We start from the raw sequence: 10,728 nt of genomic DNA on the forward strand, positions 1-10,728 counted from the left end.
AAAAGACGCGGTAGTTTTTTTGAGCGAGTGCATTTTGAGCGACTTGAACAAAGATCACAATCGTATTTATCAAATTGTATTTTAACTACTGGATTGTTATGGCTATCGACAGTTGTACGCCAGGACTTACTTTGTTTACCCATTGGGCAATCAACATTCTTGCTCTCGTCATGCTTTTATTAATCGCTGACGAAATTCTAAAAGTACTGAATAATCAAATTCTGAGTTATTTAATTCCACTGAGAGTCTATTTCATTAGCCCGTTGGGCAGCTTGTGCGATGCCTTCGGCAAGGGCTTCGCCCAAGGCAGCTGGATAATGACTCAATTGCATCATTTAACAATTTTCCTCTCAGGTCAAATATATTCATGACTTCGTGTAGCCGTCAGACTGAAGTCTGCGGCTACACAAAGTAAGCCTGCATAAACAGGCTTTATTTTCTGCTAAACTCTGCACTTTAGCTCAAGCCGCTTCCCGCAGTTGTGGTTGTGACGGCACACTCACTTCTGGAAACGAAAGCGAGAGTTGTTCGGCTTGAGGGACTGCGGCTTGCTGCAAAACTTGAACTTCGATATTCACGCTCACTAAATAACTACCTGTATCAGCACCAACCGCTTCAGCAATTAATTTGGCAATGTCTGGGCGTTTGGCAGTCAAAGGGTCACGTAAAATACACCGATCCCATTCATGCTTGGCAGTCGGATTGAGGTTGAGAATGTAATGCTTCATCATCGAACTAACCCTTGAATCCATCTTCCAGAAGGTTTTCACAGAGCCGTTATACATTTAGCTAGGCTTTGTGAACGCTATCTCTATTATAGTATATTTGTACTAAATTGGGTGATATTTGAGTGAGAAAGTAGGGAATATAGACCATTGCTAGGAGCGCACACAATACGGTTCGGATAAGATCCCCCCGCCTGTGGCGACCCCCTTTTTAAGGGGTAAAGGAGGAAATTAGCCCGCCAATTAGATCGGGGGGTTGGGGGGATTTTTCGCTCGGTGGGCAAAGCCAACGCCACATTTATCTATTTCCTTTCTTCGCAAATTTGGTAGGGGGTATGAATCCCCAATCTCTAATTCCCGAAAATCTGCCCATAGGTAATTTCTAACATCAAGCTACTACAACTATCCTTACAAAAGAACCCCTAATTTTTATATAAATCGCTATATGGTAGATATCTATATCATTAACTTATTTGTGATTGGTCTACTTCTGTTGATGGTCACATTAGGGTCAGGTTGGATTTCTCGTTTACCTCTTTCTTTTGCCCTTATCTATCTAGTAGTTGGTATTTTGCTAGGCCCTTACGCCTTTGGGCTGATTCAATTACGTCGAGATGAAGTTTTTAATGCCGAAGTGCTGGAAAAAATAACAGAACTTGTAGTAATTATTTCTGTGTTTGGCTGCGGCTTAAAAATTATTCGTCCTATAAGGTTGGGGGGTTGGGATATTACGGCGCGATTGATTGGATTTCTGATGCCAATTTCAATTTTTGCTCTGGCTGCTGTGGGTAAATTGTTTTTAGGAATGAATTGGGGAGAAGCGATTTTATTAGGAGCAATTCTCGCACCAACAGATCCAGTATTAGCATCAGAGGTACAACTGACCGATATAAACGACCAAGATGAGTTGAGATTTGGTTTAACTTCTGAAGGTGGGTTAAATGATGCTTTAGCTTTTCCCTTCGTTTATTTTGGTCTTCATGCATTAGAAGATGATAACTGGGGCAACTGGTTTAAACGGTGGATTGCGATTGATTTAATTTGGGAGATTACAGCTGGCATTGTTATGGGATTTGTTGTAGCAAAATCTCTAGTTTGGATTGAAAAAAGAATTCAAAAACGCCGTCGTGCCGATGAGTTAATGGAAGATTTTATTGCTATCAGCACAATTCTAATAACTTATTCCTTAACAGAAATGGTAAATGGCTATGGATTTTTGGCAGTATTTGTAGCTGGGTTAGTTGTCCAACGCAGTTACAGAAATCCTGATAAACCGCTAGCACAGTTGGAATTTGTCGAGCAAATTGAAAAACTGCTGGAAGTTGGAACAATTTTACTATTGGGATCAATATTATTATTGCAGCCAATGCTCAACTATGCTATGCAATCTTTATTAGTGATAATTCTATTATTCTTCATAATCCGACCTGTAGGAGTTTGGATTAGCACAATAGGCAAGCGTCCTGTAGAATCACACCGCCGAAGCATGCACCCAGGAACTAGGTGGTTATTTGGATGGTTTGGTATTCGCGGTGTCGGCTCTTTATATTATCTCGCTTATGCGTTTGGTCATGGCTTAAAAGGTGAACCTGCTGAACAAATTGCTTGGATAACTTACACTACTATTGTAGCTTCTGTGATTATACATGGCATTAGTGCAACTCCATTAATGAAGTGGTATGAGCGCAATATTGTTAGTCGGAGAAACGCTACCCCTCCCGCTACAATAGATGAATTTGAGTAAAAGCAATTTTTGTTTGTAGAGTGTTTTATGCCAAAGGCTAATGCACCTTAAATTCTTGATGGTGCGTTACGCTAAATCGATAACACACCCTACAATTTAATTTTCTAAACCTGATGACTTAAAATCGGATAGATGCTTTGAATTCTACTCCCCAACTATAGTAAGGAAAGGGTTGGGGCTTAGGTCTATATTTCCTATTTACCTATTACCTTTTCAATGACTTCTTTCGCTTTTTCACCAAAACTTTCTGGAGGATTTTGTTCTTGTTCGGCCTTCAAATTCCTTTCGTAAGTTTTCTCTATAGTAGTAAGGTTTTTTGAATCTTTTATTGCTTGCTCATAAGCTTCTTCTCGTTCTTCTTCTTGAACGCCAACACCAGGGTCAAATTCGTTAGCACGATTAACTTTTTCTTCAGAATTTGGTTTATACTCTGGCGGTATTAGCTTTAATTCTTCAAAAGTAGTTGCATAACTAGCTTGCTGAACGAAAATCAAAGAACCTGACAAGCTAATGAAAATAATTAAACCAACGACCAAAAAGCTTGAACGTAACGCTTGCTTTAAAGTTAATAAAAATTTTTGCACAAAAAAACGCTCCTGTTTTTATTTTATGAGCCGTAGTGATGTATAAATATATTCAATATTTCAGGCTCACAGGCATCCTAGTTGTTTACGTACAGTTTTTCCTTCTATCGTAAGGTATATTAATTTTTACCTATAGTAGGGGCGTACATCTGTACGCCCCTACCTATGTATCTTTATCTAAATTTTTCGTGAAATCGGATGAAATTTTCACCTAATGTGCTTAACCCAAGCGTATTAAGCTATGACCAATTGTGATTAATTTTAATTCCTCGGCTTTGCATTACCTCTTCAAATAAATCTGTTGGTAGTGCTTCTTCCACAGCAAAAACACCTGGTTTCTTAAGTTTACCTTCTAGCAATAATTGGGCAATACTACCTGTACCGCAACCAGAAGCCACGGCTGTATTTTCATGCACAACAGTTGAGCAATAAACGGCAGTTTCACCATCTTTTTGCCCTGTAACTTCTGAACGAACTGCTACACCAATTCCACTAAAATTATTAGTGACATCTGTCATCGAATGGCTGACATGAGACAGAAACTCAATCATGTAACGGCGCTGCATTAACCACTTGGGAAAAACATGTGCCGCAATCCAAGTTAAATGATTGTAAAAATCGGGAACAGAGCCAAACTTAGTAATTACAGTTTTTACAGATGGGAAAGCTTTGGGCAGTGTAAAGGTTTCTGGCATATCAAACCAGTAAACTCCGGTGCGTCCATAAGGAGGTGGAAAATCAACTAATTCTCTTTCACTATAAGGCTTGATTATCTTCCATTTTCCATCTATCCAAGTCTCAAAAGGATACTGCAACCCAAGAAAAGTTGTCCGCATCACTGTAATGCCAGCACCGCCAGAACCGGAAACTAAATAACTTAAATGGATCTTTTCTGGTTTATCAAATTGTTCAACACCTTGACGTACCATGCTGTTAGAAATACCAGGAAAAATACCAGTATTAATAATTGCTGTCACTCCAGCAGCAGCAGCTTGTTCACTAAAATTGAGAGCTTTGCTGGTATAAGAACGATGGTCACTGACATCTACATAATTAACGCCTTGAGCAATACAGGTTTCAAGAACATTAGTGTCTCGATAGTGAAATGGGCCAGCACAGTGGATAACTAAGTTAGAGTTTGCGATCGCATCTTGCAATTTGTCAACTTCTGCCAAGTCCAATACCAAAAACTGCACTTGTCCTCCAGAAGACAAGCTAACAGCCTTCCCAAACTCCGCAGAACGTCCAGTAATCGTAATTTGAGCCTGCGTATGGGTAGCGAGATCCTGAGCAACACTGCTACCAATACGCCCCCGTCCACCAAGAATTAAAACGCTGTCTGTCATTACTCCAGATTAGCAAAACTAACCTTATTTCATCAGTTTTCTGTCCCCTTTGTCATCAGTTACAAGTATGAATTGCTTGCCAACGAAGGAGGACTTTTTAATTACTGGTATTTGATAAGTTATTGCGCCTCAATTTGCCTGACTACCGTCAGCGCCGAATAACTCACCCCAGCAGTACCTTCGCCGGGATGGGTGGAATCACCAACTAGCCACAAATTCTGGATGGGTGTACGATTGGCGAATCCAAAGGGGCCAAAGGTAGGAATTCTTTGACCAATACCGCCTACTATACCGCGATCGCGGGCTGTAAAATGAGCAAAGGTGCGGGGTGTTGCCGCTTCTTGATGAATAATCGTTTCTGGTTTGAGATAAAAGTATTGGGCAAGACGAGCGATCGCTTCTTGGGTAAACTTTTCTTTTAGTCCTTCATAATCATCAGTCTGCCACCACTGTGCAGGATCGACAAATGAAGAAGCAATAATTGTCGCTTTCCCCTCCGGTGCGCGACCATCTCCAGGATGACTAACGGAAACAAACAGGGAATTATTCTCGCCAATGGGGCCATTGACATCGTACAGAAATTGCAGGTGGGGAGGGCATTCAGGCGGAATCGCGCTGGCATCTACACCCAAATACACCACAAACGCGCCCGATGCTTGGGGTAGTTTTTCCACCCGATTTTTATATCCAGATGGCGCTTGTTCTCCCAATAACTGCACCAAATTTTGCACGGTGACATTGCTAACTATGTGGTCGGCAGCTTCTGTCCAGACTTCGCCAGTTTTCTGATTTCTAATGACTACAGCAGTAGCTTTACCGTTCTCTACTTTGATTTGTTCTACAGTGTGGCGCATCAACAATTTGCCGCCATCTCTTTCTAAGGATTGTACCAGGCGATCGCTTAATACTTGCATACTTCCCTGGAGGTGAAACAATCCTTGAGGCAGTTGGGATACACTCAACGCTGTGGCAGCATAAAGTAATGCTGTCTGTTCTGCATCCACCTGGGAGTATAGCTTTAGTTGCAAATCCAAAAAAGTTCTCAATCGTTGGTCATTTCCCAGCCCACATAGCCGTAAAGCATCTCCTACCGTAAATAAAGTGAAGGGGACGGTAATTAATGTACTGGGACGCACCGCTTGCGCTAGTTGCCACAAATCCCATAAATTACGTGGTGGTAGCACCGGATCGCGTCCTTGAAATTCCCAACTGGCATCAAATAAAGTTGCCATCAATTGCCAAAACGGTTCGCTACCAGGGAACTGTTTTTGTCGTTCCTCTTGCCATTTCTCTTGGTCGCGCCAGATATTAATCGGTGTGCTTTCCCCAGGTAAATAGACTGCACAAGCAGGATCGCAAGGCGTTGCTTGTGGTAAATCTATTGACAATTCTGAGAAAATGCGGTGGTGAATTCCCCCTGGTTCCAACCCCGCCACCTGAGTTGCGCCCACATCAAAGGTAAATCCCTGCCGTTTAAACGTCGAAGCACAGCCTCCGGGGACGAGAGCCTGATCCAAAATTAAGACGCTGTAACCTTTATGAGCTAATAATGCTCCAGCAGTCAGTCCACCTATTCCTGCACCGATAACAACATGAGACTTACTTTTGTCAAGAGTAATGCTGGACATTGATTAGATTCTTTAAAATTCTTAATACTTTTACTTATAATTTTACCTTAATGTCTAAGTTGAATGGGGTCGAAGGATGCGATTTCTCCAGTTAAGTCCAATAGAGACCTAACCCCCAACCCCCCTTAAAAAGCTTGTCATTACCAACATCTTTTAAAGTGAGGTAAGGGTGTAATAGAGTCAGAGTATGAAGTTGAAAAATTTCACAGACCTCAATGCTTGGGCAGTTGAGCAATGGGAAGATGCTGAGTTGGGGGATAGTCGTCGCACATAAAGAGCGATCGCTCTTTGTGTGCAGCGCCGCTAATCCCGAAGCCAGTCTGCCAAATATCATGTCAGGTTGGAATGAAGTCAGAGCAGCCTACAGATTATTTGCAGAAGAAGAAGTGACTCATAGTGAGTTAATTAAGCCACATACAGCAGCAACAAAAGCGATGCCTGCGGCGGGCTACGCCTACGCAAAAAATAGTTCTGGCTCAGTCGTCCTATTTATCCAAGACACATCAGAACTAGATTACACATCGGCACTTTACGGACTGAATACCGTGATTCACTAATCAACGAATCGCAATCTCTCCGATTCAGAGAGCGACAGACTTGAAGGAAAGTTCAAGGCAGGGAGAGGTTTGTCAAACTCACTCACGTTAAATTATTTACTTACTCTATATATTGGTCTAACCTGACGATAAGTATTAAGTAAGCTCAGAAATTTATTACCATCAAAATTTATCGGGTCAACTTTTTTACCAGAACGATCTACTAAATGGTGCGTAGTGATGCGATCGTCTGGGACTTGACTTTGAGCAATTAACCAAGCAAGAGAATTATATTGAGCTTCCGTGTAGCCGCTATGGGTTTGTTGGCTGCTAGCGTCATAACCATCTGGCGGTGTTTCTAAAGAAACATGATAAGCAAAATTATTCACAGACGCAGGCAAATTTGGATTAGTCTGCACAGTTTCCACTCCCTGTGGAGTCTCAAATACTGAGTTAGCTGCACCAAAAGCCCGCTTTTCTGGCGGTACTAGATAAACCACCGTTCCGTCTAACTTAATTAAAGCGTGGTAACTTGCTTGTACACTTTCATCACTATGGGCTACTTGAAAGAAATTAATGGCGCTAGAAGCAGAATAACCAGTTTCATGGAGGACGATAATTGGTTGGTTGTTGAGAGGAACGCCGTTAGCATCTTGGGCGTAACGTTCTCCGTAGTTAGTTGGGTTAACCGCGACAACTTGATAATTAGGTCTATACTGTGCAAAAGCTTGAGTGGTTACATACCTTGCTACAGGCTTGTTAATCTTGACTGGGGACTTGATAACATTTTGAGATTTCTTCTCTGGCTCTTTCGCTGATTGAAATTGCGCCTGGGGATATTGACTGAAAGCTGTAACCTGTGGATTGGATGCACGGGATGTTGTCGGATTATTTTGTAATTTTGTCGCTCGTCCAATTAGCAGCACTACAATTAAAGACATGAACATCAGCGAGATTAGTAGCACCCTAGTCGCCCAGTCTTTAAACCTCATGTTTCTAATACCCGTAAAACGGTAGATTTTAATTTATAGCTAAACTGGCGTGTCAGTTGTAGAGGCGCACTTCTGTAAACCCCTACCACTTATGGTATCCAAATAATAATCGCTATAACACCTTAATTCTAGTCAAATATACCTTTGTAATCCCTGTAATAGTGCTGTTACGAGCTAACTACTAGCAGCTTAGAAAGATATTACCCTTTAGCTTCTAACCTGGCTCGAAGATAGGTCAAAATTGCCTGCGTTCCCTGTTCAACAATTTCAGGCGGCGGCGAGCTTAATTGTGGATTGTTCTTCAGGTATAGCCTTGTCATATTGGAGAGTTGACAGATTTCTAGCGGCAGGCTGCTGAGTTGATTGTTAGAGAGGTATAGCCATGTCAAATTGGAGAGTTGGCTGATTTCTGGCGGCAGGCTGCTGAGTTGATTGTTATCGAGGGATAGCTCAGTCAAGTTGGAGAGTTGGCTGATTTCTGACGGCAGGCTGCTGATTTGATTGTTATGAAGGTATAGCGTTGTCAAGCTGGAGAGTTGGCAGACTTCTGGCGGCAGGCTGCTGAGTTGATTGTTATTGAGGGATAACCATGTCAAATTGGAGAGTTGGCTGATTTCTGGCATCAGACTGCTGAGTTGATTGTTATCGAGGAGTAGCTTAGTCAAGTTGGAGAGTTGGCTGATTTCTGGCGGCAGGCTGCTAAGTTGATTGTTATTGAGATATAGGGTTGTCAAGTTGGAGAGTTGGCTGATTTCTGGTGGCAGGCTGTTAAGTTGATTGTTATGGAGGTTTAGAAAAGTCAAGTTGGAGAGTTGGCTAAATTCTGGCGGCAGGCTGCTGAGTTGATTGTTATTGAGGGATAGCCTTGTCAAGTTGGAGAGTTGGCAGATTTCTGGCGGCAGGCTGCTGAGTTGATTGTTATTGAGGGATAGCTTCGTTGCGTTTTCCCTGGCAGTTTGTTCAATAATTTGCACCAGTTCTTCGTTTGTCATCTGCAAACCTCACCAACTCTGTAGCGATATTTACCAGAATAGTGTATCGCAGGTTATGGAGAGTGGGGCTAGATTAATGTGTTCTATCTGCGTAAAAACGGCTGTAATATTTAAATTAGTGGGGTGCGTAGGACGCAGTACTTGCCGTAAGCATCGCTACCCTCGCAATAACATTCACTCATTCACGAATATAAAAGACTCGTTAACGGAGTTCAAAGACTCGTTAACGGAGCTAAAAGACTCATTAATGGAGTTCAAAGCCTCATTAATGGAGTTCAAAGACTCGTTAACGGAGCTAAAAGACTCATTAACGGAGTTCAAAGCCTCATTAATGAAGTTCAAAGACTCGTTAACGGAGTTCAAAGCCTCATTAATGGAGTTCAAAGCCTCATTAATGAAGTTCAAAGACTCGTTAACGGAGTTCAAAGCCTCATTAATGGAGTTCAAAGGTGCCTTACGCTTTCGCGCTAACACAACGATCGCTTTATAATTGCGATCGCAGCTATAAAACAAATCCATAAGTACGATTACAAAGTGGACTAAGGAAAACAGCCAATACTTGTTAAGCAATGGTGGGAGTGGACTGTCAAAAGAGGCGATACCTACGGTGAGCTACGCTAACACCAAAAGATAAACGGGAGAATTGACAATGGTCAGCAATCTTAAAGAACTAATTGATCAGCCAGAATTGCGCTATACTGACGACCCAGAGGAAAGGTTTATTAGCAGTGGCGTAAGTTGGGAGAGCTATGAATCGCTACTAGTCAAACTAGAAAACAACTCTCATTACCGTGTTACTTATTTAGATGGAATATTAGAGATAGTGTCGCCATCAATCAGGCATGAAAAAATCAAAACGAATTTAGGGATGCTATTAGAGCGTTTCTTTTACAGCAAACGTATTCGTTTTGTACCTATGGGAAGTTCTACTTTTAGAAACAAAGCAAGAAAAGCAGGTGCGGAACCAGACGAATGTTACTGCATAGGTGAAGAGAAAAGTGTACCGGACTTAGCCATAGAAGTAGTTCTCACCAGTGGCAACATAAGTAAATTGGAAATCTACCGAAGATTAGGAGTTGCAGAAGTTTGGTTTTGGGAGAGAAACCAGTTTAAGCTATACCATCTACGGGACACTTCCCAGGAAGATCAAGCCACTGTTTACACTGATACCTATGGGTATGAGCAAATAACAACAAGTGAGATACTGCCAGGATTAAACATTTCCTTGCTAGAGCAATGCATTACAATTTCAGATTCAATTCAGGCTGTTGATGAATTTGAACAGGGGCTAAAAGCGAACAATGAGTAAAACATATAGCGCCGCGAACGCTCAACTTCTGGGTGTCCAGTCTCAACACACTGAAATACTCAATAACCACACTGCTGATTTTCCAACTTAAATCAGATATCAGGGAAATTTTGCGGATACTGCACGATCATATTTGTTGAATAACCAAAAGGGCTAGCCCTAAGTATTTATCCCAATTCTCTTGATGGAGAAACAGTTTCGTGAGTTTGAGAAGATGGTTTATTCAAGAAGAAATTCCAAATTCTTTGAATAGCTATTATCAGAAAACCAATCACAATCACTCCTGCTACCACTGGTAAAGCCAGTGCAAGCACAGACAGTCCGATTGCAATGAGTAATTCAATAGTTGACACAACTGGATTGGTTAATCCACCAGAAACGCCAGTAGAACTTATCCGCAATATATTTGTTAATCCCTGAGTTAATCCTGCGGTTCCACCACCAGCAACTAAAGCTAACGTCCATTGGGCCAGTGGATTCATCTCTGGAGCAACAGATGCTGTGACGATTGTCCCGGCGATAAATGCCGCAGGAGTAGCTACAATATCCAGCAGATGATCCAACCAAGGAATGTAATAACCAGTAATTTCCAGAAAACAAGCGACTGCAAAGACAATTACAGCTTGAGGTGTTTCCACCCAATCAAAGTTAGTCGGCAAATCTAAATGTCCAAAAACTGAAGCCACACTCAATGCTAGCAGTGGTACAAATACTCGAAAGCCAGCCGCCGCGCTCAAACTAATCCCCAGTAATAATTCAATAAATGTATTTAGATTGAACAAAGAATTTAAATCCATAGTAAGACTCAAGTTATACTCCTGTGTTTTTTCCATCTTTGAGCTGAACGGAGTAACAACTCTAAGCTGTGATTC

At 41.7% G+C, this 10,728-nt stretch carries 11 protein-coding genes and 1 pseudogene; 4 read left to right on the forward strand and 8 right to left on the reverse strand.

Features of this window, described 5'->3' with window-relative positions:
- A pseudogene (locus VE944_RS06905) lies at positions 1 to 158 on the reverse strand (transposase); the annotation flags it as partial.
- Between the two features lie 303 nt (positions 159 to 461).
- Positions 462 to 731 (reverse strand): hypothetical protein, encoded by a 270-nt coding sequence (locus VE944_RS06910; protein WP_069069307.1) that lies wholly within the window; start codon positions 729 to 731, stop codon positions 462 to 464.
- A 439-nt stretch (positions 732 to 1,170) separates the two neighbouring features.
- Between VE944_RS06910 and VE944_RS06915 the strand changes: the two genes are divergently transcribed.
- A complete protein-coding gene (locus VE944_RS06915) occupies positions 1,171 to 2,469 on the forward strand; it encodes a cation:proton antiporter (RefSeq protein WP_324974233.1) in 1,299 nt (432 codons plus the stop codon).
- 194 nt (positions 2,470 to 2,663) lie between these two features.
- On the opposite strand, the gene VE944_RS06920 is transcribed toward VE944_RS06915, so the two are convergent.
- The 3 genes from VE944_RS06920 to crtD all read right to left on the reverse strand — a co-directional run bounded on the left by VE944_RS06920 (position 2,664) and on the right by crtD (position 6,027).
- Positions 2,664 to 3,053 (reverse strand): hypothetical protein, encoded by a 390-nt coding sequence (locus tag VE944_RS06920; RefSeq protein ID WP_324974235.1) that lies wholly within the window; start codon positions 3,051 to 3,053, stop codon positions 2,664 to 2,666.
- 239 nt (positions 3,054 to 3,292) lie between these two features.
- Positions 3,293 to 4,399: a saccharopine dehydrogenase family protein gene (locus VE944_RS06925; protein ID WP_324974238.1), complete on the reverse strand. Its 1,107-nt coding sequence runs from the start codon at positions 4,397 to 4,399 to the stop codon at positions 3,293 to 3,295.
- 119 nt (positions 4,400 to 4,518) lie between these two features.
- Positions 4,519 to 6,027 carry a C-3',4' desaturase CrtD gene (gene crtD / locus VE944_RS06930; protein ID WP_324974242.1) on the reverse strand — a complete coding sequence of 503 codons (1,509 nt, stop codon included), beginning with the start codon at positions 6,025 to 6,027 and terminating at the stop codon, positions 4,519 to 4,521.
- 215 nt (positions 6,028 to 6,242) lie between these two features.
- On the opposite strand from crtD, the gene VE944_RS06935 reads away from it, so the two are divergent.
- Positions 6,243 to 6,584 (forward strand): transposase DNA-binding-containing protein, encoded by a 342-nt coding sequence (locus VE944_RS06935; protein WP_324974245.1) that lies wholly within the window; start codon positions 6,243 to 6,245, stop codon positions 6,582 to 6,584.
- Between the two features lie 92 nt (positions 6,585 to 6,676).
- Here VE944_RS06935 and VE944_RS06940 read toward each other — a convergent pair whose 3' ends face one another.
- Positions 6,677 to 7,555, reverse strand: coding sequence for an N-acetylmuramoyl-L-alanine amidase (locus VE944_RS06940; protein WP_324974247.1), 879 nt, complete (start codon positions 7,553 to 7,555; stop codon positions 6,677 to 6,679).
- A 200-nt stretch (positions 7,556 to 7,755) separates the two neighbouring features.
- A complete protein-coding gene (locus VE944_RS06945) occupies positions 7,756 to 8,547 on the reverse strand; it encodes a leucine-rich repeat domain-containing protein (RefSeq protein ID WP_324974250.1) in 792 nt (263 codons plus the stop codon).
- Between the two features lie 180 nt (positions 8,548 to 8,727).
- On the opposite strand from VE944_RS06945, the gene VE944_RS34095 reads away from it, so the two are divergent.
- Complete coding sequence (locus VE944_RS34095) at positions 8,728 to 9,018, forward strand: hypothetical protein (protein WP_414690108.1); 291 nt, start codon at positions 8,728 to 8,730, stop codon at positions 9,016 to 9,018.
- A 178-nt stretch (positions 9,019 to 9,196) separates the two neighbouring features.
- Positions 9,197 to 9,856: a Uma2 family endonuclease gene (locus tag VE944_RS06950; RefSeq protein WP_324974253.1), complete on the forward strand. Its 660-nt coding sequence runs from the start codon at positions 9,197 to 9,199 to the stop codon at positions 9,854 to 9,856.
- Positions 9,857 to 10,023: 167 nt separating this feature from the next.
- Here the strand turns inward: VE944_RS06950 and VE944_RS06955 are convergent, their stop codons facing one another.
- Entirely contained in the window at positions 10,024 to 10,689 is a 666-nt protein-coding gene (locus VE944_RS06955) for a DUF4126 domain-containing protein (protein ID WP_324974256.1), read from the reverse strand.
- Positions 10,690 to 10,728 lie beyond the last annotated feature (39 nt).

The sequence above is a fragment of the Nostoc sp. genome (assembly GCF_035638895.1).
Classification (GTDB): Bacteria; Cyanobacteriota; Cyanobacteriia; order Cyanobacteriales; family Nostocaceae; genus Nostoc.

Bases quoted from the DNA above. Each gene is read 5' to 3' on its own strand.
- VE944_RS06935 (WP_324974245.1), top strand. From the start codon at position 6,243: ATGCTTGGGCAGTTGAGCAATGGGAAGATGCTGAGTTGGGGGATAGTC.
- VE944_RS06940 (WP_324974247.1), bottom strand. From the start codon at position 7,555: ATGAGGTTTAAAGACTGGGCGACTAGGGTGCTACTAATCTCGCTGATG.
- VE944_RS06925 (WP_324974238.1), bottom strand. From the start codon at position 4,399: ATGACAGACAGCGTTTTAATTCTTGGTGGACGGGGGCGTATTGGTAGC.
- VE944_RS06915 (WP_324974233.1), top strand. From the start codon at position 1,171: ATGGTAGATATCTATATCATTAACTTATTTGTGATTGGTCTACTTCTG.
- VE944_RS06945 (WP_324974250.1), bottom strand. From the start codon at position 8,547: ATGACAAACGAAGAACTGGTGCAAATTATTGAACAAACTGCCAGGGAA.
- VE944_RS06910 (WP_069069307.1), bottom strand. From the start codon at position 731: ATGATGAAGCATTACATTCTCAACCTCAATCCGACTGCCAAGCATGAA.
- VE944_RS06955 (WP_324974256.1), bottom strand. From the start codon at position 10,689: ATGGAAAAAACACAGGAGTATAACTTGAGTCTTACTATGGATTTAAAT.
- VE944_RS06950 (WP_324974253.1), top strand. From the start codon at position 9,197: ATGGTCAGCAATCTTAAAGAACTAATTGATCAGCCAGAATTGCGCTAT.
- crtD (WP_324974242.1), bottom strand. From the start codon at position 6,027: ATGTCCAGCATTACTCTTGACAAAAGTAAGTCTCATGTTGTTATCGGT.